Genomic DNA, 23712 nt, shown 5'->3' on the forward strand with positions numbered 1-23712 from the left:
GCGGCCTCGCACGGTGCCCCGCCGGGGGCGGCGCGACGCCGGGGGCGGAGGCATGCCGCCCCTATGGCGGCGATGGCGCGTGCCGGCGTGCCGGGCGGGCCTCGCCCGCCGCGCGAAGCCAATCCCGCGGCCCCGCCCGAGCGGTGCACGCCGAAGGCGTCAGGCCGGGCGCAACCGCCGCACACGCGCGCTCCCTTCATGTCAGGCGCGCTCCAGCGCCTCATTCCAGGCGTGCCCCCGCGGCTTACTCCAGGCGTGCGCCCGCGGGTCACTCCAGGCGCACTCCCGCAGCCTATTCCAGGCGCGCTCCGGCGCGTCATTCCAGGCGCGCATTCGCGCGACGCACCACCTCCGGCCAGCGGGCCGCCTCGGCGCGGACATGGGCGGCGAAGCGGTCGGGGCCGGTCGCGGTCACGGTGAAGCCCTGGCGTTCCAGGTCGCCCGCCACCTCGGGCAAGGCGAGGATCGCGGCCAGTTCCCCGGCCAGGCGCGCGATGGCCGCCGGCGGCGTGCCGGCGGGGGCGAGGATGCCCTGCCAGGTCACCACGTCGAAGCCGGGCAGCAGCGCCTCGGCCACCGTGGGCACGTCCGGCAGGGCGCCGCTGCGCTGCGCGGAGGTCACGGCGAGGGCGCGCAGCCGGCCCGCGCGGATGTGCTCGATCGCGGCGGGCAGGGTGACGAACAGCGCCTCGACATGCCCGGCCACCACGTCCACCACCGCCGGCCCGCCGCCGCGATAGGGGACATGGGTGTAGGCGATCCCCGCCTCCTGCCCGAACAGCGCGCCGGCCAGATGCCCGATCGAGCCATTGCCCTGGGAGGCGACGGACAGCTTGCCCTCGGCTTCCCGCGCCCAGGCGACGAAGCCGGCCAGGTCGCGCGCGGGGGAGCGCGGGTTGACGACCAGCACCTGCGGCGCGCGCACCGCCTCGATCACCGGGGCGAAGTCGCGCACCGGGTCGAAGGCGATGCGGGGGTAGAGCGCCGGGTTGATCGTCAGCGGGTCGGAACCGACCACCAGCGTGTGCCCGTCCGGCCGCGCCCGCGCGGTCAGTTCGAAGGCGAGGTTGCTGCCCGCGCCCGGATGGTTTTCCGCCACCACCGGCTGGCCCAGCCGCGGCGCCAGCTGCCGCGCCAGGACGCGGCCGAGGATGTCGAGGCTGCCGCCGGGCGCCACGGGGACGATGACGCGCAGCGGCCGGTCGGGCACCCAGGTCGTGCCGACCGCGCCCGCGGCGCGCGGCAGCAGGCCGGCCCCGGCCAGCAGCGCGGAGCGGAGGAGGAGGTCGCGGCGAAGGGTCATGGCGGGGATTTCCGTTCCGAAAGAGAAGCCTGTTCTCTTCACGGCGCGAAAACTTGCAAGCAAAAGATTTTTCTGCCACGTGAAGCGCTCAGACCGCCAAGGACTTGCCCGTTGAGCCGCAGTTTCGAGCCCGATCACACCGACCGCGCCATCCTCCGCCTGATCCAGAAGGACGCCGCCCTGTCGCTCGCCGACATCGCGAAGGAGGTGGGGCTGACGCCGACCCCCTGCTGGAAGCGCATCCGCCGGATGGAGCAGGAAGGCGTGATCACCGGCCGCGTCGTGATCCTGGACCCGGAGAAGGTCGGGCTCGGCGTGTCGGTCTTCGTCGCGATCGAGACGGGCGACCACTCCGCCCCATGGATCGAGACCTTTGCCGCGACGGTCGCGAAGATGCCCGAGATCGTCGAATGCTGGCGGCTGGGCGGGGACGTGGACTATCTGCTGCGCGTGGTGGTGCCGGACATGCAGGCCTTCGACCTGTTCTACCGCCGCCTGACCGCCCAGGTGCCGAGCCTGCGCAAGGTCACGTCCCGCTTCGCGATGGAACGGGTGAAGAGCACGACGGCGCTGCCGGTGTGACCGCATGCCGGCGCTGATGCGCCCAGGTCATGGGTTCCGGGGGCCTTCCGGCCCCCGGCGGGTCGGCCTGGGAGGGCGGCGCCCTCCTCTCGCGCGCACCGCCCCCGGCCGGTTGTCGCGTTCCGTGACAACCCGCTACAACCGCAACGTGCTCGCGCCCCTGATCGCCCCGTCGCTTCTTGCCGCCGACTTCGCCCGTTTGGGGGAGGAGGTGGCCGCCATCGCCGCCGCCGGCGCCGACTGGCTGCATCTCGACATCATGGACGGCCATTTCGTCCCCAACATCTCCTTCGGCCCGGGGCTGGTGAAGGCGCTGCGGAAGCACGCCGCGATTCCTTTCGACGTGCACCTGATGATCGCCCCCGCCGACCCGTATCTGGCGGCCTTCGCGGAAGCCGGGGCGGATGTCATCAGCCTGCATCCGGAAGCCGGGCCGCATCTGCACCGCTCCCTGCAGACGATCCGCGCGCTGGGCAAGAAGGCGGGGGTGGTGCTGAACCCGGCGACGCCGGTCGACTGCGTCGCGCATGTGCTGGACCTGACGGACCTGATCCTCGTCATGTCGGTCAATCCGGGCTTCGGCGGGCAGTCCTTCCTGGACAGCCAACTGCCCAAGATCGCCGCGCTGCGCCGGATGATCGAGGCCTCGGGCCGCGACATCCGCCTGCAGGTCGATGGCGGCGTCACGGCCGCGACCGCGCCGCGCTGCGTCGAGGCGGGGGCCGATGTGCTCGTCGCCGGCACCGCGGTGTTCGGCCAGAAGGACTACGCCGCCGCCATCGCCGGTCTGCGCGCGCCGGCCCGGACGGCCGCATGATCAACATCCTGCGCGGGGCCCGTCAGACTCTCGCGCGGCTCAAGCCCGTGCGCGTGCCCGACGCGCCGGCGCGGGCGTTCCGCGACCTTTGGCCCGGCGACCCGGCGCGCGGCGCCCGCCTGCTGCGCGGGGAGTTCGAGGTGCTGGGCACGGCGCGCGCGCTGCGCCCGGGGCTGGCGGGCGCGGAAGGGTGGGATGCGCCCTCGGGGTCCCCCGCCTGGCGCGCCGCCGCGCATGGCTTCGCCTGGATGCGCGACCTGCGCGCGCTCGGCACCGATGCGGCGCGGCTGCATGCCCGCGCGCTGACCGATGACTGGCTCGCGCGCGGGGCCGAGGAAGCCGTGGCGGATGCGCCGGAAGTCGCGGGCGCGCGGCTGTCGGCCTGGCTCGGCCATTGGGATTTCTTCGCCGCGACGTCCGAGGATTCCTTCCGCCGCGCGGTGATGACGCGCCTTGCCCAGGATGCGCGCGACCTATCCGCCGCCCTGCCGGCCGAGGCCGAGCACCGCGGCGCGCTGGCCGCGCTGAAGGGCGCGATGGCCGCGGCGATCGCGTTGCAGGAGGACGCCTACCTGCAGCGCGCCGCGCGCTTCCTGCCGGCCGAGATCGAGCGCCAGTTCCACCCCGATGGCGGGCATGTGGAACGGTCCCCCTCCCAGCAATTGTTCGCGCTGCAGGACCTGATCGAGATCCGCAACCTGCTGCACGGGGCGGGGATGGAACCGCCGCCGCACCTGGCCGCCGTGCTGGACCGCGCCGCGCCGGCGCTGCGGCTGTTCCGGCACGGGGATGGCGGGCTCGCGCTGTTCAACGGGTCCCGCGACGAGGGCGGCGCGCTGCTCGACCTCGTCCTCACCCAGGGCCAGGCGCGGGGGCGGGCGCCGCTCGACCTGCCGGAGACCGGCTTCCAGCGGCTGCAGGCCGGGCGGACGCTGGTGATCGTGGACACCGGCGCGCCGCCGGCCGCGCGCGCCGGGGCGACGGCGGAAGGCGGGCTGCCGGCGGGCGCGGACCGCTTCGCCCATGCCGGGACGCTGGCCTTCGAGATGTCGGTCGGGCGCGACCGGCTGATCGTCAATTGCGGCGCGGCGCCGGCGGCCGAGGAAGCCTGGCGCGACGCGCTGCGTGCGACGGCCGCGCATTCGACGCTGGTGCTGTCGGACACCAACTCCTCCGAATTGCGGCCCGAGGGGCTGGGGCGGCGGCCGGAGCAGGTCGAGACCGCGCGGCACGAATCGGCCGGGGCGCAATGGCTCGAGGCGAGCCACGATGGCTGGCGCCGCGCCTTCGGCGCGATGCACCGGCGCAGGCTCTACCTTGCCGAATCGGGCGACGATCTGCGCGGGGAGGATGCGGTGGAGATCGCCGGCGACGCGCCGGTGCCGGCCTTCGCGGTGCGCTTCCACCTGCATCCGGGCGTCGTCGTCTCCCTGCTGCAGGACGAGAGCGCGGCGCTGCTGCGGCTGCCTTCCGGCATCGGGTGGAAGATCCGCGGCAAGGGCGCGCGGGTGGCGCTCGAGGAAAGCGTCTACCTGGGCGGCGAGCCGCGCCGGTCGAGCCAGGTGGTGCTGCAGGCGGAGGAAGGCGTGACGTCGGTGCAGTGGGCGATCACGCGCGTGTCGATGCCGGCGCCGGGCGGTGAGGCGTAGGGCGCTGGCCGTCGTGGCGCCGCGAGGGGGGCGCTGCCCCCCTCGACCCCCCGCCAAAGGCCGCAGGGCCTTTGGAAACCGATACCGATCGGAGCGGTTGCGGGGCCTGGCCGCCGCAATGGCGCATACCTGCCCCATCTGCGGCACCCAGGTGACGGGTTCCGAGGGCCTTAAGCCCTCGGCGGGGGAGCGCGAGGGGGCGGCGTCCCCTCGTGACGCCGCATGAACCGCCGCGCGCTGGCCTGGGCCAGTTTCGACTGGGCCAACAGTGCCTTCCCCACGGTGGTCTCCACCTTCGTGATCGCCGCCTATTTCGCCCAAGGAGTCGCACCCGACCCGGCCACGGGCCAGGCGCAATGGGGCTGGATGCAGACGGTGGCGGCGCTGGTCATCGCGGTTCTCTCGCCCCTGCTGGGCGCGGTGGCGGACCGTGGCGGGCGGCGGCGGGCGCTGCTCGCGGGCACGGTGCTGGTGACGGCGGGCTTCACCGCGCTGGTGTGGTTCGCGCGGCCGGACCCGTCCTGGACGCTGTGGCTGCTGGTCGTGGTCGGGATCGCGACGATCGCCTTCGAACTCGGCACGGTCTTCTACAATTCGATGCTGCCCGAGGTCGCGCCGCCGGAGCGGATGGGGCGTGTGTCGGGCCTGGCCTGGGGGCTGGGCTATGCGGGGGGGCTGACCTGCCTCGCGGTGGCGCTGGTGGCGCTGGTCCAGCCGAACCCGGCCTGGTTCGGGCTGGACCGCGCGGAGTCCGAGCATGTCCGCGCGACCGCGCTGCTCGTCGCCGCCTGGACGCTGTTGTTCGCCTGGCCGGTGCTGCTGGCGGTGCCGGACCCGCCGGGCCCGCATGCGCGGATGGGGGAGGCGATCACGCATTGCGTGGCGGAGACGCGGAGCCTGCTGCGCGGCCTGCCGCGCCGGCCGGCGATGCTGCGCTTCCTGGTCGCGCGCTTGTTCTACACGGATGGCCTGAACACGCTGTTCGCCTTCGGCGCCATCTACGCCGCCGGCGTGCACGGCATGGCGTTCGAGGAGATTTTGCTCTTCGGCATCGCCATGAACGTGACGGCGGGGCTCGGTGCCGCGGGGTTCGGGCTGGTCGAGGACCGGCTGGGGTCCAAGCGCACGGTGATGATCGCGCTGCTGGCGATGATCGTGCTGGGTGCGGCGCTGCTGCTGACGGACAGCAAGGCGGTGTTCTGGGGGATGGCGATGGCGCTCGGGGCCTTCATGGGCCCGGCGCAGGCGGCGTCCCGCACGCTGATGGCGCGCATGGCGCCGGAGCATGAATGCGCGGCGCATTTCGGGCTGTTCGCGCTGTCGGGCCGCATCACCGGCTTCCTCGGCCCGGCGGTGCTGGCGCTGGTGACGACGGCGACGGACAGCCAGCGCGCGGGGATGGCGACGGTGCTGGTCTTCCTGGCCCTCGGCGCGGCCATCCTCGCGACGGTGAAGCCGGTGCGGGGGTAGCGGCGGTCAGAACCCGGTCAGCAGCAGGTCGAGCGCGCGGGTGATGGCCTCGCGCTCCGGCGCGAGGCTGGCGATGGCGGGGCCGAGCTCGGCGCGCGGGATCGCGGTCAGGTAGTGCGTCATCAGCGCGACGTCATTGCCGTCGAGCCGCAGCACGGGATTGAGGTCGCGGATCGCGGGCAGCGCGGCGCTCGGCGGCAGCAGCGGGACGACGATGCGCGACGGCAGCGCCGCGAGATGGTCCGCCTGGACGTCGAGAAGAAAGCCGCGCTGCCCCGCGACGCGATGCACGTCGAAGCGCGCCATCAGAACATGCGATACTTCGCGAGCGGCAGGCCGTGCTGCTCGACCCAGCGATGGTGCGCTTCGATCGCCTCGCGGTTCTCCTCGAGCCAGCGGCGGGCCTTGTCCGCCCGTGCGGCGTCGTCATCGATGAGCGGCGCCTGCGCTTCCGCGAGGCCGGGCGGGGGCAGGGCGGGGTCGAGGTCATGCGGCGCGATGCCGGTCAGCCGCGCCACCGCGCCGATGCGATCGGCCGGCACCCGCCGCCATTGGGAGACGGCGCCCTTCGTGATGCCGAGCGCGCGGGCGAGCGCCGCGACGCCACCGGCCGCGACCAGCGCGCGTTCCAGGCCGGGGTCCTTCATGCCGGGGAGTTTAGCCCCGCTGAACCACCCCGGCGAAGCCAATTCGGCGTGAGCCGCGCCGCCCGTGAACCGAGCGGATCTCCGCCGCAGCCGCGTCTGGCGCCTTGGTGGCGTCGCCCCTACCGGTCCCGCTGCCCCAGCGCGTAGGACCCGCCATCGGTCGGGCGCAGCGCCTCGAACATCCCGGTCACCGCCGAATAGTCGCGATAGCCGCAGCGCGCGACGGGGGCGGCGGCGAGCGTGTCGAAGCGGCCGTCGCGCAGGAAGGCCTCGTCGATATGCACGCCGACCACCTCCCCGATGATGATCCAGCCCTCGAGCGGCGCGCCCGCCGCATCCGCCAGCTGCATCGACTGGGTCACGCGGCATTCCAGCGCGGCGGGCGATGCCGCGACGCGCGGCGCCTTGACCACGCGGCAGGGCGCGGGCTCCAGCCCCGCGGCGGCGAATTCGCTCTCCCCTTCCGGCAGCGCGCCGGAGGAGATGTTCATCGCCTCGAACAACGGGCGGGAGACGAGGTTGAAGACGAATTCCCCGCTTGCAATGGCATTGGCGGCGGAATGCTTCATCGTCTCGCTGGTGAACATCAGCATGGGCGGGCGCGAGTGCACCGCGTTGAAGAAGGAATAGGGCGCGAGGTTCGCCCGGCCCTGCCTGTCCAGCGTCGAGATCCAGCCGATCGGCCGCGGCGCGATGATCGCCTTGAAGGGGTCGTGCGGCAGGCCGTGGCCGCTGCGCGGTTCGTAGAACATGGATCGTGTCCCGATATCGAGGTTCAGGCCGCGCGCTTGGTCCAGGCGACCCACAGCCGCGGCCCGAGCAGCGCCAGCAGCGCGACGCCGAGGATGATGGCGCTGCCCGGCCGTGTGACGAAGGTGGACCAGTCGCCCTGGCTGATCGTCAGCGCCTGCCGCAGCGCCTGTTCGGCCATGGGCCCGAGGATCATGCCGATCACCACCGGTGCCACGGGGAAGTCGAACCGCCGCATGAACATCGCGACGACGCCGAGCGCGTAGAGGATCACCAGGTCCATCACGCTGTTCGAGATGCCGTAGGTGCCGATCGTCGCGAAGACCAGGATGCCGCCATACAACTGCGGCACGGGGATCTTGAGGATGCGCACCCACAGCCCGACCAGCGGCAGGTTCAGCACCACCAGCATCACGTTGGCGATGAACAGGGACGCGATCAGCGTCCAGACCAGCTCCGCCTGCTGGGTGAACAGCAGGGGGCCCGGATTGATGCCGTAGGACTGGAAGGCCGACAGCATGATCGCCGCCGTCGCGCTGGTGGGAATCCCCAGCGTCAGCATGGGCACCAGGATGCCGGCCGCGGCGGCGTTGTTCGCCGCTTCCGGCCCGGCCACGCCCTCGATCGCGCCGGTGGTGCCGAATTCGTGGCGGTGCTCCGGCTTCGCGAGCTTCCGCTCGGCGTAGTAGGACAGCATGGTCGGCATCTCGGTCCCGCCCGCGGGCAGCACGCCGAACGGAAAGCCGAGCCCCGCGCCGCGCATCCAGGGCCAGAAGGACCGCTTCACGTCCTCCCGCGACATGGTCAGGCGCCCGACCTCGAGCACCTCCACCTTCCCCTCCGCATGGCGCCAGGCCATGTGCAGCGCCTCCCCCACCGCGAACAGCGCGACGGCGACGAGCACGACGTTCACGCCGTCGAGCAGTTCCGGCACGCCGAAGGTCAGGCGCGGCTGGCCTGTCTGCAGGTCGATCCCCACGAGCCCGAGCAGCAGACCCAGCGCGAGGGACGTAAGCCCGCGCAGCGCGGAGGAGCCCAGCACGGCCGAGACGGTGACGAAGCACAGCACCATCAGCGCGAAGTATTCCGCCGGCCCCAGCACCAGCGCCCATTCCACGATGACGGGCCCAAGGAAGGCGATGCCGAGCGTGCCCACCATGCCGGCCACGAAGGACCCGATCGCGGCGGTGGCGAGTGCCGGTCCCGCGCGCCCGTTGCGCGCCATCTTCGCCCCTTCGAGCGCGGTGATGATCGACCCGCTCTCGCCCGGCGTGTTCAGCAGGATGGACGTCGTGCTGCCGCCATACATCGCGCCGTAGAAGACTCCGCAGAACAGGATGAAGGCGCCGGTCGCGCTGACCGTGAAGGTGATGGGCAGCAGCAGCGCGATGGTCAGCGCCGGGCCGATGCCGGGCAGCACGCCCACCGCGGTGCCGAGGAAGCAGCCGAGCAGGGCCCAGGCGAGATTCGCCAGGGTGAGCGCGTTGCCGAAGCCGAGAGCGAGGCCGTTGACGGATTCCATGCCCCACTGTTGCAGGGATGGAGCGGGCGGTGAACCATCCCGTGCCACCTTGCCGGCGCGCCCCGCGTCGGCTTGATGACAGGACCGGGTCGCCCGCCTGGCGGAATGGCAGACGCAGCGGACTTAAAATCCGCAGGCCGCAAGGTCATGGGGGTTCGAGTCCCCCGGCGGGCATCCCGCCGATCAGAACCGGAAGTTCAGGCTTATCCCCGGCGCGGGCGCGTAGAACACCGGCGGCGGCGGCGCGTAGTACACGGGCGGCGGCGGCGCGTAGTAGACCGGCGGCGGCGGCCGGTAGTACCGCGGCGGCGGCGGCGCGTAGTAGTAGCCCGGCGGCGGGCCCCAATAGGGCGTCACATAGACCCCCGGCCCGCCATGGCGGCGCCAACGGCCGCGCCCGCCCTCGCCGCCCTCGCCCACCGGCAGCAGCGCGCCGCTCGACGTCTCGGGCACAACGAGGAAGGGGCTCGCCCCGGCGCGCGCGAGCGTCACGCCCTGGCCGCCATCCGCGAGCACCGCCGCCGGCATGGCGGGCGGCGCCGCTGCGGCGGGTAGCGCCACATGCGCCACGCCCAGCAGCACCGCGCTGATCGTCACCGGTCGCATCGCATGCCCTCCTGGCCCCCGGCCCATTCCGGCCGCATGAAGAATCGTTCCGGCCGCATGAAGAATCGTCCACAAACTGCCACGGAGCCGTGGCGATGTCATGGCAAGGGGGATGGAGACACCTCGCCATGGACCGCACCGCGCCGCCGCTGGAGGTCGCCACCGCCACCCCCGGCATCGCCTGGCCGGGCCTGCCCGGCCCTGCAGGAACGTCCCTGCTCGGCCTTCTCTTCCAGCTGGACCGCACGCAATGGTGGCCGGCGGAGCGGATCGAGGCGGCGCAGCGCCGGCAACTGGCCGCGCTGCTCGACCATGCGCGGGCGGAAGTGCCCTTCTGGCGCGCCCGCCTGCCCGGATTTCCCCCGCCGGAGGACGCCGCGGCCTTCGAGGCCGCCTGGGCCGCCCTGCCCATCCTGACGCGCGCCGAGATCCAGGCGGCGGATGCCAGCGAGGCGTTGCTCGCCGACCGCCTGCCCCAGGGCCATGGCGAGTACCGGGAGATCTTCACCTCCGGGTCCACCGGCCGGCCGATCCGCGGCGTGCGCAGCCAGTTGTGGGAACTGGTCTGGAGCGCCTTCACCCTGCGCGACCATCTCTGGCACCGGCGGGACCTGGCCGGCAGCCTCGCCGTGATCCGGGAGAGCGGCGCGGGCAAGGCGCCGTATCCGGACGGCGACACGCAGGCGGGCTGGGGGTTCTCCTCCGCCGCGATCTTCGCGACGGGGCCGCTGTTCAGCCTCAACGTCACCACGCCGCCGGCGCTGCAGATGGAATGGCTGCGGCGGCGGGACCCGGACTACCTGCTCTCCCACCCCTCCATCCTCGCGCGGCTGGCCGCCGAGGTCGGCGCGCATCCCCTGCCGCGGCTGAAGCAGGTCGTCGCGATCTCCGAGGCGCTGGCCGAGCCGCAGCGCAAGGCGATCGAGGCCGCCTTCCGCGTGCCCGTGGTCGATGTCTATTCGACGCGGGAAGCCGGCTACCTCGCCCTGCAATGCCCCGACCATGCCGGGCTGCACGTGCAGTCCGAAGGGCTGCGGCTGGAGGTGCTGCGCGACGACGGCACGCCCTGCGCGGCCGGGGAGGTCGGGCGCGTCGTCGTGACGCCGCTGCACAACCTCGCCATGCCGCTGATCCGCTACGAGATCGGCGACCTGGCCGAGGCCGGCGCGCCCTGCCCCTGCGGGCGCGGGCTGCCGGTGCTCAACCGCGTCATGGGGCGGCGGCAGAACATGCTGCGCCTGGCCGATGGCGGGCGGCGCTGGCCGCTGCTGTCCTCGGGCGACATCGAGAAGCTGGTCGCCGCCGCGCCGGCGCTGCGGCAATACCGCATCGTGCAGACGGGCTTCGACGCGCTGACGGTGATGCTCGCCGTGGCGCGGCCGCTGACGGACGCCGAGCGCGCCGCCGTCATCGCCTGGGCGCGGGGCAAGTTCGGCGAAGGCTTCGCCGTGGCGGTCGAGACGATGGACGAACTGCCGAAATCCGCCGCCGGCAAGGTCGAGGACTTTATCTGCGAGGTGCCGGAAGGCTGACCGCGCCTCAGCCCGCCGTCGCCTTCGCCATCTCGGCAGGGCGTTCCAGCTCGAACCACACGCAGGCTTCCTCCCGCCCGCGCGCGGGGCACCAGATGCGGCCTTCCCCGAGCGAGGACATGCCCAGCAGCCGCGCGATGCCGAGAGAGGCGTCGTTGTCCCCCTGCACCGCCGCGCGCAGCGTCGCCACGTCCAGCAGCGCGAAGGCGTGCCGCACCGCGGCCGGCGCCGCCTCGCTCATGTAGCCATGGCCCTGGAAGGCATCGCCGAGCCAGTAGGTGACCAGCGCCACGCTGTCCTCCCCCGGCGCGCGGGAGATGCTGATCCAGCCCATCACCACGCCGTCGGACAGGCGTTCGATGACGAAGGGCAGGGAGCGCCGCTGCGCCGCGGCCACGCGCACGCCGGCGATGCGGTCGGCGGCCATCGGCACGGTGTAGGGATAGGGCCAGGAGGCGAGGCGGCGGCTGATCGCCTCGTTCATCAGGCCGGAAATGGCGGCCGCGTCACGTTCCTCGGCGCAACGCAGCCGCAGGCGATCGGTCTCTATGGCAGGAAGCGACTGCGGCAGCACAACCATGTGGGGAGGATGGACCCGGACAATTCAGCGCACCAGCATCCTTAACACACGTTCTGCAACCGGTGCATGTGGTCGGTCGAAGATTCGCGCGAGAGAAAAGCGTCCGTGACGCACCCGTGATCTCAAATTCGAGAAAGTCCGGAAGCCGTCCTCCCCATGCGTCCGGCCGATGCCGGAGGCGCCGACGCCGCCGAAGGCGAGGTCGGGGAAGGCCACATGCTCCACGCAGCGCCCGGTCACGATGGCACCCGACCGCGTGCCGGCGGCGACCGCCGCTTCCTCGGCTGACGTCGCGCCGAACAGATAGATGGCGAGCGGGGCGGGGCGTGCCGCGACCCAGGCCAGCGCGGCCGGCAGGTCGGCCGCCTCGACGACCGGCAGGATGGGGCCGAAGACTTCCTCCCGCAGCAGGGGCGATCCCTCCGGCGCCTCGGCCAGCGCGACGGCGCGGCGGCGGCCGGGCCCGTCGGCGCCGAGCGGCGTGAGCTTCGCGCCCTCCGCCAGGCGGTCGAGCCGCGCGGCCTGCGACGGGTTCGCCAGCGCGGTCTCCGGCGGCGCGACATCCGCGGCGCGGCAGGCGGCCTCGAAGGCGGCGCGCGCATGGCCCACCAGCAGCACCGTGTCGGGGGCGACGCAGGTCTGCCCGGCATTGAGCGACTTGCCGATCAGGATGTCGTGCGCGGCGCGCGCGAGATCCGCCCCCGGCAGTACGATGGCCGGGCATTTGCCGCCCAGTTCCAGCGTGACGGGCACGAGGTTGGCGGCGGCGGCGAGCGCGACGCGCCGCCCGGTCTCGGTCCCCCCCGTGAACACGAGGTGATCCCACGGCTGCGCCGCGAAATCCGCCGCGACCGATGCGTCGCCCGTGACGCAGCGCGCCATGTCCGCCCCGAGCGCGGCATCGAGCAGCGCCGCGATTTCCGCCGCGCAGCGCGGCGCGTGTTCCGACGGCTTCACCACCACGCGGTTGCCGGCCGCGAGCGCGTCGACCGCCGGCACCAGGGTGAGCTGCACCGGGTAGTTCCACGGCCCGATGATGCCGACGACCCCTTTCGGCACGGGTTCCGTCCAGGCCCGCGCGGGCAGGAAGGGGAAGGGCACGTGCGCGGCGCGCGGCCGCGCCCAGCGGGCGACGCGACGGCGGGCGTGGATCGCGCAATCGGCCACCAGCAGCACGTCGGCGAGCAGCGTTTCCGCCCGCGACCTCCCGCCGAAATCGGCCGCGGCCGCGTCGGCGATGGCATGCGCGCGGCGCTTCACCTCGGCGGCGAGGCGCGCAAGCAGTTCCCGCCGCCGCGCGATGCCGGGCGCGCCGTCGCGCGCCTCGGCGGCGCGCAGGGCGGCGAGGGCCTCGGCGGGGGTCATGCGCGGCCCCGCGGCAGCAGCGCCTTCGCGGCCGCCTCGCCCGACCGCGCCGCGGCCTCGATCGTCGCGGGCAGGCCGTGCCAGGTCCAGTCGCCGGCCAAGGCGAGGTTCTTCAGCGGCCGGCGCGGCGCATGCGGCGGGATGCCGACGCCGTGGCGCGGCGTGGCGCGGCGTTCCTTCACCGCGCGGCAGGGGGGCGTTGCCTCGGGCCAGTCGCCGGCCAGGGCAAAGGCCTGCGCGGCGCGGCGGATTTCCGCCCAGGCGCGGGGGGCGAGGGTCTCCACGGCTTCCTCCGTTTCCGCATCCGCGGCGCTGACCGTCACGCTCACGCCCGAAGGCCGCGCCAGCACCCATTGGCACAGGCCGCCGACGAGCCCGACGAAGCGCACCGGGCCTTCGCCCGCGCGCGCGAAATGCAGGTTCAGGATCGGCGCGTGGCGTTCGGGCACCTTCAGCCCGGTGATCAGCCGCGCGGCTTCCCAGGGCGGCAGGGCGAGGACCACCTGGTCCTGCTCGGCGAGCGCGACCGTCTCCTCCCCCAGGTGCAGCGCCGTGGCACGGCCATCGGCCTGCGTCATCGCGCGCAGCCGGCTGCCGAAGCGGATCGTCGCACCCGCGGCTTCCAGCGTGGCGAGCGCGGGGGCGATCATGTCCGGCCCCAGCCCGTCCCGCGCGACCAGCAGCCGCGCCGCGCCCGCCCCGCCGAGCCGCCGCAGCACCTGCCCCAGCCGCGCGGAGGAGGCTTCGGCCACCGGCGTGTTCAGCGCGGCGACGGTCAGCGGCTCCACGAAGCCGCGCAGCAATGCGGGGTGCTTCGCCAGCGCCTCGGCCACCGGCCGGTCGGTCAGCGGCAGCGCCATGCCGAGCAGCGCGAGCAGCCCCCCCGCGGTCAGCCCCGGCGGGCGCAGCGCCGGGTCGCGCCAGGCGAGCGGCGAGGCCGCGATGCGCCGTGCCGCTCCGTCCGCGAGGTCGAGCACCGGCAGCCCCCCGGGTTCCGGTTCCACCCAGCCCGCGCGCGCGCCGATCGCGTCCAGGAAGCGCAGCGCGGCGTGGTTCGCGCCCATCAGCGCATGGGTGCCGTTGTCCGTCCCGTCGGGCAGGGCGCGGCAGCGGCCGCCGGCGACGGGCGTCGCCTCGTGCAGCGTCACGGCGCAGCCGCCGCGCGCGAGCGCCAGGGCGGCGACGAGCCCCGCCACGCCCGCGCCGACCACATGCGCCCGCGCCATGGTCAGCGCGCCGCCACGGGCGCGAGGCGCAGCGCATAGGCCGCCATGCGCGCCTTCTCCCCCGCCGTCAGCCGCGGCCGGGCGCGCGGCGGGCCGAAGCCGCGCGCGACCAGCCGGTCGAAGATGCGGCGATAGGCCCACATCATGATGCGCGCGGGCAGCAGCGCCGGGTTGTCGAAGGCGGCGAGTTCCGCCTCCGCCCGCGCGAAGCCCTGTTCGGCCTGCGCCGCCAGCACGCGCGCGGCCGCCGCGAGGCCGGGTGCCGCCAGCATCGCCGCGGGCGGGCCTTCCGCCACGCCATGGGCGGCGAGCAGGTCGCGCGGCACGTAGACGCGGTCGCGCGCCGCGTCCTCGTCCATGTCGCGCAGGATGTTCACCAGCTGCAGCGTGCGGCCGAGGGCGAGGCCGAAATCCGCCGCTTCCGGCGCGCCGAAGATGCGCACCGCCATCGCCCCGACGCTGCCCGCGACCCGCCGGCAATACAGGTCGAGCGCCGCGCCGTCGGCGATGCGCAGCGCGGGCGCGGCATCCGTCTCCATGCCCGCGATCATCGCCTCGCATTCCTCGACCGGCAGCGCGTAGCGGTCGCGCGCGCGGGCGAGCTCGCGCGACAGCGCGCAGTCGGGCCGCGCGAGCTTGCCGCGCCAGTCCTGCAGGAAGCGGCGCTTCTCCGCTTCCGGCATGGCGCCGTCGGCGATGTCGTCCACCGCCCGGCAGAAGGCATAGACGGCCCAGAGCGCGCGCCGCCGGTCGCCGCGCAGCGCCGACATCCCCCGCGCGAAGGAGGACCCGGCGGCGGCGACGCGCGCGCGCACCAGCGCGGCATCGGATGGGCCGCGGAAGGGCGCGCCGGCGAAGGCGCGGGCGAAATCCGCGCGGCCCAGCGCCACGCGCCCGAGCACGGGGTCGGCCGCGCGCAGCCGCGCGAGCAGCCGCCGCGCCAGCGCGATGGTCACCGTCGATTCCATCGCCAGCCGCGCCGAGCGCAGCAGCCGCGGCAGCGCCGCCGCCGCGTCGAGCCGTTCCTCCACGCGGTCCAGCGCGGCGTCGAGCACGGCGCGGCGCTCGGCGTTGGCGGGGTCGAAGAAGGCGGCCTCGCCGCCCGCCAGCGCCATCCACGCTTCGGGGAGGTAGATGCGGTCGATCGCCTCGCGGTCGGGGACCAGGTCCTGCAGGTGGTTGAGGATCTGCAGGGCGGTGCAGAGCGCATCCGCGGACTCGACCGCGCCGGGGGCGGCTTCGCCATGCAGGCGCAGCAGCATCCGCCCGACGGGGTTGGCGGAGGCGGCGCAATAGGCTTCCAGCGCCGCCCAGTCGGCGTAGCGGCGCTGCGTCGCATCCTGGCGGAAGGCGGCGAGCATCGCGCGCGCTTCCTCCGTGCCGCAGCCGCTGTCGTGGATCGGGCGGGCGGCGGGGTCGGCGGTGGCGGGGTCGTCGAGCGCGCGTTCGAGGGCTGCGAGACGGTCGAGCTTTTCGGCGGGCGTCAGCGATGACGAATCCGCGACGTCATCCGCCGTGCGCACGAAGCGGTAGAAGCCGAGCACCTTCGGGCGCAGCGCGCGCGACATCAGCAGCGAGGCGACGGGGAAGTTCTCGCTGGTGGAATCGCGGGTGGGGGTGTCGGTCATCGCGGCGAAGGGTGGGGGGGAGAAGGGAACTTCTCCCCCCCATACCCCCCCTCAACCTTCTTTGCGACCGGGGGAGGATCCGGCGCGCGGGCGCTCACGTCGCCTCGGGCGCGGCATAGGCACGGCCCTTCCAGCCTTCCTTCCGGCCCATCAGGAAGCGGACGAGGGCGGTCCACTGGATGGCCAGCGCGACCAGCACGGCGACGGGATGCAGCAGGATCGTCCAGGACGGTTCGCGCGCGCGGCGCGTGATCGCCATGCGCAGGCCGAACACCATGGCGAGCGCGATCGCCGCCTGCCAGGCGGGCAGCAGGAAGAAGGGCCACAGATGCGCGCCCGCCAGCACCACCGTCCAGACCGGCAGGCCGACCGGCGTCGCCATGCCTTCGCGCGCGTTCTTGAGGAAGCCGCGCCAGGCCTCGGCGAAATCCCGGTACATGCGGCAGGTCGCCACGCCGCTGCCCTCCACGATCTCGGTCCGGTGGCCGCGCGCGCGCAGCAGCCGCGCGAACTTCAGCCCGTCATGCAGCGTGGTGCGCAGCGCGCCGTGCCCGCCCACGGCTTCATAGGCGCCACGCTCGAACATCATCATCTGGCCGCAGCCGGCGGCGAAGCCGGGATGGCGCGTGAAGGCGCGCCCGCCGCCCGGCAGGTAGCCCACCAGCAGCAGGTTGATCATCGGCACCGTCACGCCTTCGCCCCAGGTGAGCATGACCTGGCGCGGCACGCCGCTGACGAGGCCGAGGCGCTGGCGCGCCATGTGGCCCGACAGCGCGGCGGCGGCGCGCGGTTCCAGCCGCACATCGGCGTCGATGAACAGGAAATGCGTCCCCCGCGCGGCTTCGGCCAGCCGCGCGCAGGCGTGCATCTTGCCAGACCAGCCTTCGGGCAGCGCCGGCGCCTCGACCAGCCGCACGCGCGGATCGGCCGCGGCGATGCGGCGTACGATGTCGGGCGTGCCGTCGGTCGAGCCATCGTCCATCACGACGACCTCGATCGCCACGCCCTGCTGCGCGAGCGCGGCGGCGAGGCAGCCCTCGATGTTCGTGGCCTCGTCGCGCGCGGGGATCAGGATGGACACCAGCGCGCCGTCCGGCACGGCGCCCTGCGGCCCGCGCACCAGGCGCAGGTTGATCGCGCCGAGCGCGGCCGGGAAGATGGCCAGCGCGAAGGCGATCCAGGCATAGTCGAGGCTCACCGTGCGTCTCCCGTCTGATGGTCGTGGCGGGGGTCGAAGCGTTCTCCGCGCATCGTTGCCCGCAGGCGGCGCCACAATTGATAGACGCCGCCCATGCCTTCCTTGCCCTGCACCAGCGTCTCGAACCTGGCCGGATCGCGGGAGATCGCATCTTCCGTGAGCCGGTCGCAGACCGCGCCGAGCGCGGCGGACAGATGGGCCGTGCGTGCATCCCGTTCCAGGTCCAGCAGCGTCGCCGCCGGGATCGGCTCGCCGAAGGCGACGAGCATCTCGGCCTTGCGCTCCGACCAGAAGGGGTAGTCGAACGCGAGCGGGACGAAATGCGCGCCCGGCGCCATCTCCGGCAGGCGCGTCATGCCCGGCGCGATGGGGATGGGCCGCTCCCGCGGGTCGCAGAAGCGTCCCGGGGCGTTCATCCACAGGATGTGCGAGGGGTCCTTCAGCACATGCTCGGCCGTGCGCAGGAAGGCGACGGTGCCGCGCGACGAGCCGGTCTCGATCCCGAAGACGCCGAGCCGCCGCATGAAGGCGTATTTGTCGAGCGCCCATTCCGCCATGGGCGTGAACAGCGGCCGGTCCTTCAGCAGCCGGCGGTACAGCAGCATGAAGGCCACGCCGTCCCACCAGGACGGGTGGTTGGCGAAGATCACCGCCGGGGCGCCGCGCGGCACCGCCGGCAGGCCCCATTTCGCGATGCGCACCGCGCGCATGTGCGTGCGCGTGAAGCGCGTGAACATGAAGTTGAAGAAGTCGAGGTGACGCTCCGAGCGGAGCGTCACCGGGTCACGGTGCGGCTTGGACGCCCGCGCCATTATTCGGCGGCGAGCAGCGCGTCCCGCAGCCCCGCCCGTTCCGCCGCGGGGGACATGCCGCGGCCGCCGAGGTCGCGGTCCATCGCATCCGCCGCGATCCAGCCCGACATCATCACCATCGGCATGCCCGGGCCCGGATGGGCCGCGCCGCCGGCGAGGTACAGGCCCTTGATCGCCTTCGACCGGTTGGACGGCTTGAAGGCGCCGAGGAAGGCGCCGTGCGAGGCGAGGCCGTAGATCGCCCCTTCCAGCACCTTGTAGCGGTTGTGGATGTCGACCGGCGTCAGCGCGCGCTCGACCACGATCCGCTCCTCGATGTCCTCGAGCCCCGCGGTGCGCTTCAGCTTGTCGAGGATCTTCTGCCGGTAGGGCGCGAACATCTTCGACCAGTCATGGCCCGGGCGCAGATGCGGGGTGTGCACCAGCACGTACAGCGCTTCCCCCCCTTCCGGCGCGACGGTGTCGTCGGAGCAGGACGGCGCGCACAGATAGGCGGTCGGGTCGGGCGCGGGCTCGCCCTTCTTGTAGATGCTGTCGAACTCCTCCTCCGCGTCGCGGGAGAAGACGAAGCAGTGATGCGCGAGGTGCTCGTAGCGCTTCTTCAGCCCGAGATAGAGCACCACGCCCGAGCAGGCCGGCTGGTAGCCGCGCTTCTGCATCGCCTTGGCGGGCGGGCCCTTCACCAGTTCGGTGTAGGTGCGGATCGCGTCCATATTGGAGATCAGCGCGTCGCAGGCGATGCGCTCGCCATTCGCGGTCACGCTGCGCACCGCGCCGTTCGTGATCTCGATGTCGGTCACCTCGCTGTCGGTGCGCAGGTCCGCGCCGAGGTCGCGGGCGAGCTTCGCCAGCCCCTCCGCCACGGCGCGGGTGCCGCCGACCGGATACCAGACGCCCTCGCTCGCCTGCATGTCGCCGATGCCGCAGAGCACGGCGGGCGCGAGATAGGGGTTCGAGCCGACATACTGGGTGAAGTGGTCCAGCATCTGCGCGAGCCGTTCGTCCGGCACATGGCCGCGGATCACCTTCGCGACGGTGCGGCCCATGCGCAGCGCGAGGATGTCGCGCAGCACCTCCGGCTTGAAGTTGTCGGTGAAGGACATCGTGTCGCCGATGCCCTCGACCGGCTTCCAGAAGAAGAAGCGCTCGCTGATCTCGTGCAGGTGGCGGGAGACTTCCTGGAACTTGCGGTAGCCCTCGCCGTTCGACTTGCCCGGCGCGAAGGCGTCCATGGCCTTCGCCATGGTGTCCACCTTCTCCATCAGGTCGATGCGCGTGTTGTCGTCGAAGAAGCAGCGCCACTGCGGGTCGAGCCGGATCAGCGGCAGCTCGTCCTGCTGCACGCGGTTCGCCTCGGCGAAGATCCGGCGCAGCACGCGCGGCACGGTCAGGATGGTCGGGCCCATGTCGAAGCGGAAGCGCCCCGGCCCGTCCGGGTTGTCGAGATGCAGGACGGCCGCCTTGCCGCCGAGCCAGGGGTTGCGCTCCAGTAGCGTCACCTGGTGCCCGCGCGCCTGCGCGACGGCGGCGGCGGCGAGCCCGCCGAGCCCGCTGCCGATGACGACGACGTTCGCACCCATATCGAATTCCTCCTTCAGTCGCCCATCGCGGGCTGCGCGGCGCCAATCCTGTCGCCGCTTTCGGCCATCGGCCGCATGCCGAGGTCCTCCATCAGCAATTTGGCGCTGATGCGGGCCCCTTCGTAGATCACCGGCAGGCCGCTGCCCGGATGGGTGCCGCCGCCGACGAGATAGACGCCCTCCGCCTTGCCGAAGCGGTTCTGCGGGCGGAAATGCATCATCTGCCGCACATTGTGCGCCAGGTTGAAGGTCGCCCCGTAGCCCACCGCGTAGTCGTCCTGCCAGCCCTGCGGCGTGACGACCTTCTCGTAGCGGATGCGGCTCTCGATGTCAGTCAGGCCGAGCGCCTTCAGCCGGTCGAGCGCCAGGCGCCGGTAGCGCGGCGCTTCCTTGGCCCAGTCCTGCCCGCCATGCAGGTTCGGCACCGGCACCAGCATGTACAGCGTCGAATGCCCCGCCGGCGCGAGCGAGGGGTCGGTGCCCGCCGCGGCCTGGACGTAAAGCGAGGGATTGTCCGGGATCACCCCGCCCTCGATCTGCTCGAGGTTGCGCTGGTAGTCCTCGGCCAGCAGCACGGTGTGGTGCGCGAGGTCCGGCAGCGGGCCCTCGAGGCCCAGGTAGAGCATGAAGGTCGAGCAGGAATAGCGCGCCTTCTCGATCTTCTGGTCGGTCCATTGCGGGCGCAGCGCCTCGGGCATCAGGCCCGGGATGGCGTGGGCGAAGTCGGCGTTGACCACGACCGCGTCGGCGGCGTGGCGCGTGCCGTCCACCTCGACGCCCGACGCGCGCTTGCCTTCGAAGGCGATGCGCTCGACCTTCTCGCCCAGGCGGATCTCGACGCCGAGCCGGGTCGCGACGCGCGCCATGGCTTCCGACACCGCGCCGCAGCCGCCGCGCGGGTGGAAGATGCCGTGCTCGTATTCCAGGAAGGACAGGATCGAGAACATGCTCGGGCAGCGGAACGGGCTCATGCCCAGGTATTTCGACTGGAAGGTGAAGGCGAGCCGCGTGCGCGGGTCGCTGAAATGCCGCTTCAGGTCGGTGTCCAGCGAGGCCCAGGGGCGCAGGTAGCGCAGCCCGTTCATCACCTCCGGCGCCAGGTAGGTCATCAGCCCGTGGAAGGGCCGTTCAAGCACGGGGCGGAAGGCTTCGAGCTTGACCCGGTTGTCCTCCATGAACGACCGCAGCCCCTTCGCGTCGGCCGGGTTGATCTTGGCGATCTCGGCTTCCATCCGCCCGATGTCGGGGGATGCGTCGATGGTGAGCGGGTTCTTCCCCTCGAACACCAGCCGGTATTGCGGGTCGAGCCGGATGAGGTCGACCTCGTCGTCGAGCGAGGCGCCGCAGCTCTCGAAGATCTCCCGCAGGATGCGGGGATAGAGGAAGAAGGTCGGCCCGATGTCGAAGCGGTAGCCGTCCTCGGTCGAGATGGTGCGGGTGCGCCCGCCCACCGCGGTTTCCCGCTCGAAGACGGTCACGCGCGCGCCCTGGGCGGCGAGGATCATGGCGGAGGCGAGGCCGCCCGGGCCGGCGCCGATGACGGCGACGCGCGGGCGGGTGCGGGCGATGGCTGGCAGAGGGGCGTTCATCCGGCTCATTCGTCTTTACCAAGGTTGCCGCAAGATTGCCCCGTCGGGCCGGGGTGCAAGGGCACGACTCATGCCGCGAGGGCCCCTTCGATCTCGGCAAAGCGCCCGGTGGCGCGGGGAAGCAGGCGGCGGAGGTAGAAATCCGCGGCCGGACCGTAGGCGGAAGGATCCTCGGCGGCGGCGCGGGCGAGCATCCAGCCGCCCAGCACCCAGCCCGCCGCGTCCAGGTATGCGACGGCGACCGACTGGCCGGCATCGGCATCCCGGCCCTGGGCGGCCAGCACCGTTCCGGTCGCGGCTTCCAGCGCGGCGGCGGCGGCGCGCAGCCGCGCATCGGGCACGCGCTTCACCTCATCCAGCAGGGCGCGCATCTCCGCCCCGCCATCCTTGGCCAGCTTGCGCACCAGCAGGTCGATCGCCTGGATGCCGTTGGTGCCTTCGTAGATTGGGGCGATGCGGGCGTCCCGCAGCACCTGGGCGGCGCCGGCATCCTCGACGAAGCCCATGCCGCCATGCACCTGGATGCCGGTCGACGCCGTCTCGACGCCCCGGTCCGTGCCCCAGGCCTTGAGGATCGGCGTCAGCAGCGCGAGCCGGTTCTGCGCCGCGGCGTCGCCCAGCAGCGCGTGGCGGTCGACGCAGGCGGCGGTCTCCAGCGCCAGCAGCCGCGCGGCGAGCGTGACGCTGCGCATCTCCATCAGCATGCGCGCGACGTCCGGGTGGTCGGCGATGGGCCGCCCACCCTGCACGCGCATCGCGGCATAGGCTTCCGCGAGCCGCAGCGCGGCGGCGCCATGCGCCACCCCCTGCGTGCCGACGCCCAGGCGGGCGTTGTTCATCATGGCGAACATCGCCGGCAGGCCGCGATGCGGCTCGCCCACCAGCTCCGCCTCCGCGCCCTCGAACAGCATGACGCAGGTGGGGCTCGCATGGATGCCCATCTTGCGCTCGATGCCGCCGCAGCGCAGCGCGTTGCGCGTGCCGTCCGCCTTCACCTTGGTGGTCGCGAACAGGCTGATGCCCTTCGAGCCCGGCGGCGCGTCCGGCAGCCTTGCGAGCACGAGGTAGAGGATGTTCCCGGTGCAGTCGTGCTCGCCCCAGGTGATATAGATTTTTTGCCCGTGCAGCGCGTACTTGCCCTCGCCCAGCGGTTCCGCCCGTGCGCGCAGCACGCCGAGGTCGCTGCCGGCATTGGGCTCCGTCAGGCACATCGCGCCGGTCCATTCGCCGCTGACCATGGGCGGCAGCCAGCGCGCCGCCTGGTCGGGTGTGGCGTGATGCACCAGGCAGTCGATCGCGCCCGCGGTCAGCAGCGGGCCCAGCATGAACGACGTGTCGGCCGCCATGCCGAGCTCCGTCATCGCGGTCCAGAGCGAGGCGGGCAGCCCTTGTCCGCCATGCTCGACGGGGGCGGAAAGCGACTGCCAGCCGCCTTCCATCCACTTGGCGTAGGCGTCGCGGTAGGGCGTGGTGACGGTGCCGTTGGCGTAGACCGCGCCCTGCCGGTCGGCGGCCTGGGCGTTCGGTTGCAGCACCTCCCGGCAGAAGCGGTCGGCTTCCTCGACGATCTGGGCGATGTCCGCGGCCGAGAGCGGCGCGCCGGCGCGGTCGGTCAGCGCGGGCAGGCCGACGATGCGCGTCAGGCCGAAGATCAGGTCGGTGGCGGCGGTGCTGCTCATGCGGGAATGCTCTCGATGGCGGCCAGCAGCCCGGGCGCCGGCGGCGCCTCGCCCGCCGCCCAGGGGACCAGGTTCGTCGTCAGCGCGGGGTCGCGCGCCGCGGCGGCGAGGCCGAGGCCCAGCAGCGGCGCGAACTTGAAGCCATGGCCGGTGAAGCCGGACATGACGAAGGCGCGGCCCCCCAGCGGCTCGACCACGAATCGCTCGCCATCCTCGACGTCGTAGTAGCAGGCCCGGGCGCCGAGGATGCGGTACTCACCCAGGTCGCGGATGCGCGGGCGGGCGAAGGCGAGGATCTCCTCCGCCTCGGCCGGCGTGGCCTCGCGCGGGTCGGCCTCGGCGTCGCCGGTGCGGGAGAAGCGGTGGTCGCCGATCTTGAGCGGCGTGCCCGCGACCGGCGGCACGGCGTAGAAGCCGCCTTCCTCCGCGAGGTCGAGCAGCATGGGCGCGCGCGCCCAGGCCTCCGCATGGCGGGCGGGCGGTTCCAGCCGAACCAGGATCTGGCGGGAAGCGACGACGCGCGGGGCCAGGGCGGCGGGCAGCAGGCGCGGGCCCCAGGGGCCGGCGGCGAGCACGAGCAGGTCCGCCGATTCGACGCTGCCGTCCGCAAGGCGCAGCGCGCCGGCTTCCGGCATCACATCGACGGCGCGGGCGCGGGCGAATGCCACGCCGCGGGCGGCGAGGTGCCGCGCGAGGCCCGCCACGATGCGCTCGGCCAGCAGCACGCCGCCCGGCGCCATGTGGAAGGCCGCGCCGATGCCGGCCTGCGTCAGCATCGGGTAGCGGGCGGGGATCTCGGCGGGCGACAGGTCCTGGAAGGCGCGGCCGTCGGCGGCCAGCGCCGCGCGGCTGTCACCGAGCCAGCCGGCCGTGCCGCCGGAGACGGCGAGCACGCCGGTCGTCACGTGCAGCACTTCCCCCAGGTCGCGCCACAGCATGTCCCAGGCGGCATAGGCCGGGTCGACCATCCGCATGTAGCCGGCCTGCGCGCCATACGCGTGGCGGATCAGCCGGTGGTGGTCCACCGAGGCGCCGCGCGGATTCGGCACCGGGTCCTGGTCCAGCACGCGCACGGCGTAGCCCTGCCGGGCCAGGCCCCAGGCGGCCGAAAGGCCCATGATGCCGGCGCCGAGGACCAGGGCGGTGGGGGAGGAGGCCATGCGCCATCCTATGCCCC

21 protein-coding genes and 1 tRNA gene are annotated in these 23712 nt (G+C 73.2%); 6 read left to right on the forward strand and 16 right to left on the reverse strand.

The window, feature by feature from the left end; translation table 11 throughout:
- Positions 1 to 316: 316 nt before the first annotated feature.
- Positions 317 to 1303, reverse strand: a complete 987-nt coding sequence (locus tag J5Y09_RS01860) for a Bug family tripartite tricarboxylate transporter substrate binding protein (protein WP_245216730.1) — start codon at positions 1301 to 1303, stop codon at positions 317 to 319.
- Positions 1304 to 1414: 111 nt separating this feature from the next.
- Between J5Y09_RS01860 and J5Y09_RS24175 the strand changes: the two genes are divergently transcribed.
- From J5Y09_RS24175 to J5Y09_RS01880, 4 genes are all read left to right on the forward strand, one after another.
- Positions 1415 to 1885 (forward strand): Lrp/AsnC family transcriptional regulator, encoded by a 471-nt coding sequence (locus tag J5Y09_RS24175; protein WP_245216731.1) that lies wholly within the window; start codon positions 1415 to 1417, stop codon positions 1883 to 1885.
- A 124-nt stretch (positions 1886 to 2009) separates the two neighbouring features.
- Positions 2010 to 2702 (forward strand): ribulose-phosphate 3-epimerase, encoded by a 693-nt coding sequence (gene rpe / locus J5Y09_RS01870; protein ID WP_408904045.1) that lies wholly within the window; start codon positions 2010 to 2012, stop codon positions 2700 to 2702.
- Entirely contained in the window at positions 2699 to 4351 is a 1653-nt protein-coding gene (locus J5Y09_RS01875; protein ID WP_209350009.1) for a heparinase II/III family protein, read from the forward strand. Before rpe ends, J5Y09_RS01875 begins: the two co-directional genes overlap by 4 nt.
- Positions 4352 to 4573: 222 nt before the next feature.
- Complete coding sequence (locus J5Y09_RS01880) at positions 4574 to 5821, forward strand: MFS transporter (RefSeq protein ID WP_209350010.1); 1248 nt, start codon at positions 4574 to 4576, stop codon at positions 5819 to 5821.
- 6 nt (positions 5822 to 5827) lie between these two features.
- Here J5Y09_RS01880 and J5Y09_RS01885 read toward each other — a convergent pair whose 3' ends face one another.
- The 4 genes from J5Y09_RS01885 to J5Y09_RS01900 form a co-directional block, all read right to left on the reverse strand.
- Complete coding sequence (locus J5Y09_RS01885) at positions 5828 to 6127, reverse strand: CcdB family protein (RefSeq protein WP_209350011.1); 300 nt, start codon at positions 6125 to 6127, stop codon at positions 5828 to 5830.
- Positions 6127 to 6468, reverse strand: coding sequence for a Cro/CI family transcriptional regulator (locus J5Y09_RS01890; RefSeq protein ID WP_245216732.1), 342 nt, complete (start codon positions 6466 to 6468; stop codon positions 6127 to 6129). Before J5Y09_RS01890 ends, J5Y09_RS01885 begins: the two co-directional genes overlap by 1 nt.
- A gap of 119 nt (positions 6469 to 6587) precedes the next feature.
- Positions 6588 to 7220: a flavin reductase family protein gene (locus J5Y09_RS01895; RefSeq protein ID WP_209350012.1), complete on the reverse strand. Its 633-nt coding sequence runs from the start codon at positions 7218 to 7220 to the stop codon at positions 6588 to 6590.
- 23 nt (positions 7221 to 7243) lie between these two features.
- Entirely contained in the window at positions 7244 to 8740 is a 1497-nt protein-coding gene (locus tag J5Y09_RS01900; RefSeq protein ID WP_209350013.1) for a tripartite tricarboxylate transporter permease, read from the reverse strand.
- 91 nt (positions 8741 to 8831) lie between these two features.
- On the opposite strand from J5Y09_RS01900, the gene J5Y09_RS01905 reads away from it, so the two are divergent.
- A tRNA-Leu gene (locus tag J5Y09_RS01905) sits at positions 8832 to 8914 on the forward strand.
- A 9-nt stretch (positions 8915 to 8923) separates the two neighbouring features.
- Here J5Y09_RS01905 and J5Y09_RS01910 read toward each other — a convergent pair.
- Entirely contained in the window at positions 8924 to 9346 is a 423-nt protein-coding gene (locus tag J5Y09_RS01910; RefSeq protein ID WP_209350014.1) for a hypothetical protein, read from the reverse strand.
- Between the two features lie 128 nt (positions 9347 to 9474).
- On the opposite strand from J5Y09_RS01910, the gene J5Y09_RS01915 reads away from it, so the two are divergent.
- Positions 9475 to 10878, forward strand: a complete 1404-nt coding sequence (locus tag J5Y09_RS01915) for a phenylacetate--CoA ligase family protein (RefSeq protein ID WP_209350015.1) — start codon at positions 9475 to 9477, stop codon at positions 10876 to 10878.
- Positions 10879 to 10885: 7 nt separating this feature from the next.
- On the opposite strand, the gene J5Y09_RS01920 is transcribed toward J5Y09_RS01915, so the two are convergent.
- From J5Y09_RS01920 to J5Y09_RS01965, 10 genes are all read right to left on the reverse strand, one after another.
- Positions 10886 to 11458, reverse strand: coding sequence for a GNAT family N-acetyltransferase (locus J5Y09_RS01920; protein WP_209350016.1), 573 nt, complete (start codon positions 11456 to 11458; stop codon positions 10886 to 10888).
- 24 nt (positions 11459 to 11482) lie between these two features.
- Entirely contained in the window at positions 11483 to 12823 is a 1341-nt protein-coding gene (locus tag J5Y09_RS01925; protein WP_209350017.1) for an aldehyde dehydrogenase family protein, read from the reverse strand.
- The gene (locus tag J5Y09_RS01930; protein WP_209350018.1) at positions 12820 to 14049 is read right to left on the reverse strand and encodes a hydroxysqualene dehydroxylase; all 1230 of its coding nucleotides are present in this window, start codon (positions 14047 to 14049) and stop codon (positions 12820 to 12822) included. Before J5Y09_RS01930 ends, J5Y09_RS01925 begins: the two co-directional genes overlap by 4 nt.
- Before the next feature lie 2 nt (positions 14050 to 14051).
- Positions 14052 to 15677, reverse strand: a complete 1626-nt coding sequence (locus J5Y09_RS24180) for a squalene/phytoene synthase family protein (protein WP_245216733.1) — start codon at positions 15675 to 15677, stop codon at positions 14052 to 14054.
- 94 nt (positions 15678 to 15771) lie between these two features.
- The gene (locus J5Y09_RS01940) at positions 15772 to 16875 is read right to left on the reverse strand and encodes a glycosyltransferase family 2 protein (protein ID WP_209350019.1); all 1104 of its coding nucleotides are present in this window, start codon (positions 16873 to 16875) and stop codon (positions 15772 to 15774) included.
- Positions 16872 to 17654, reverse strand: coding sequence for a lysophospholipid acyltransferase family protein (locus J5Y09_RS01945; RefSeq protein WP_342451377.1), 783 nt, complete (start codon positions 17652 to 17654; stop codon positions 16872 to 16874). Before J5Y09_RS01945 ends, J5Y09_RS01940 begins: the two co-directional genes overlap by 4 nt.
- Before the next feature lie 32 nt (positions 17655 to 17686).
- Complete coding sequence (locus J5Y09_RS01950) at positions 17687 to 19267, reverse strand: phytoene desaturase family protein (RefSeq protein ID WP_209350021.1); 1581 nt, start codon at positions 19265 to 19267, stop codon at positions 17687 to 17689.
- Positions 19268 to 19281: 14 nt separating this feature from the next.
- Positions 19282 to 20856: a phytoene desaturase family protein gene (gene crtI, locus J5Y09_RS01955; RefSeq protein ID WP_209350022.1), complete on the reverse strand. Its 1575-nt coding sequence runs from the start codon at positions 20854 to 20856 to the stop codon at positions 19282 to 19284.
- Between the two features lie 68 nt (positions 20857 to 20924).
- Entirely contained in the window at positions 20925 to 22535 is a 1611-nt protein-coding gene (locus tag J5Y09_RS01960; protein ID WP_209350023.1) for an acyl-CoA dehydrogenase family protein, read from the reverse strand.
- Positions 22532 to 23695 carry an FAD-dependent oxidoreductase gene (locus J5Y09_RS01965; protein ID WP_209350024.1) on the reverse strand — a complete coding sequence of 388 codons (1164 nt, stop codon included), beginning with the start codon at positions 23693 to 23695 and terminating at the stop codon, positions 22532 to 22534. Before J5Y09_RS01965 ends, J5Y09_RS01960 begins: the two co-directional genes overlap by 4 nt.
- Positions 23696 to 23712: the final 17 nt, after the last annotated feature.

The sequence above is a fragment of the Roseomonas nitratireducens genome (assembly GCF_017813355.1).
Classification (GTDB): domain Bacteria; phylum Pseudomonadota; class Alphaproteobacteria; order Acetobacterales; family Acetobacteraceae; genus Neoroseomonas; species Neoroseomonas nitratireducens.

What these genes read in the sequence shown, in the direction of transcription:
- J5Y09_RS01930 (WP_209350018.1), bottom strand. Translation starts at nt 14,049, where the DNA reads ATGGCGCGGGCGCATGTGGTCGGCGCGGGCGTGGCGGGGCTCGTCGCC.
- J5Y09_RS01925 (WP_209350017.1), bottom strand. Translation starts at nt 12,823, where the DNA reads ATGACCCCCGCCGAGGCCCTCGCCGCCCTGCGCGCCGCCGAGGCGCGC.
- J5Y09_RS01960 (WP_209350023.1), bottom strand. Translation starts at nt 22,535, where the DNA reads ATGAGCAGCACCGCCGCCACCGACCTGATCTTCGGCCTGACGCGCATC.
- crtI (WP_209350022.1), bottom strand. Translation starts at nt 20,856, where the DNA reads ATGAACGCCCCTCTGCCAGCCATCGCCCGCACCCGCCCGCGCGTCGCC.
- J5Y09_RS01915 (WP_209350015.1), top strand. Translation starts at nt 9,475, where the DNA reads ATGGACCGCACCGCGCCGCCGCTGGAGGTCGCCACCGCCACCCCCGGC.
- J5Y09_RS01880 (WP_209350010.1), top strand. Translation starts at nt 4,574, where the DNA reads ATGAACCGCCGCGCGCTGGCCTGGGCCAGTTTCGACTGGGCCAACAGT.
- J5Y09_RS01920 (WP_209350016.1), bottom strand. Translation starts at nt 11,458, where the DNA reads ATGGTTGTGCTGCCGCAGTCGCTTCCTGCCATAGAGACCGATCGCCTG.
- J5Y09_RS01895 (WP_209350012.1), bottom strand. Translation starts at nt 7,220, where the DNA reads ATGTTCTACGAACCGCGCAGCGGCCACGGCCTGCCGCACGACCCCTTC.
- J5Y09_RS01890 (WP_245216732.1), bottom strand. Translation starts at nt 6,468, where the DNA reads ATGAAGGACCCCGGCCTGGAACGCGCGCTGGTCGCGGCCGGTGGCGTC.
- J5Y09_RS01885 (WP_209350011.1), bottom strand. Translation starts at nt 6,127, where the DNA reads ATGGCGCGCTTCGACGTGCATCGCGTCGCGGGGCAGCGCGGCTTTCTT.
- J5Y09_RS01965 (WP_209350024.1), bottom strand. Translation starts at nt 23,695, where the DNA reads ATGGCCTCCTCCCCCACCGCCCTGGTCCTCGGCGCCGGCATCATGGGC.
- J5Y09_RS01910 (WP_209350014.1), bottom strand. Translation starts at nt 9,346, where the DNA reads ATGCGACCGGTGACGATCAGCGCGGTGCTGCTGGGCGTGGCGCATGTG.
- J5Y09_RS01860 (WP_245216730.1), bottom strand. Translation starts at nt 1,303, where the DNA reads ATGACCCTTCGCCGCGACCTCCTCCTCCGCTCCGCGCTGCTGGCCGGG.
- J5Y09_RS01950 (WP_209350021.1), bottom strand. Translation starts at nt 19,267, where the DNA reads ATGGGTGCGAACGTCGTCGTCATCGGCAGCGGGCTCGGCGGGCTCGCC.
- J5Y09_RS01900 (WP_209350013.1), bottom strand. Translation starts at nt 8,740, where the DNA reads ATGGAATCCGTCAACGGCCTCGCTCTCGGCTTCGGCAACGCGCTCACC.
- J5Y09_RS24180 (WP_245216733.1), bottom strand. Translation starts at nt 15,677, where the DNA reads ATGACCGACACCCCCACCCGCGATTCCACCAGCGAGAACTTCCCCGTC.
- J5Y09_RS01875 (WP_209350009.1), top strand. Translation starts at nt 2,699, where the DNA reads ATGATCAACATCCTGCGCGGGGCCCGTCAGACTCTCGCGCGGCTCAAG.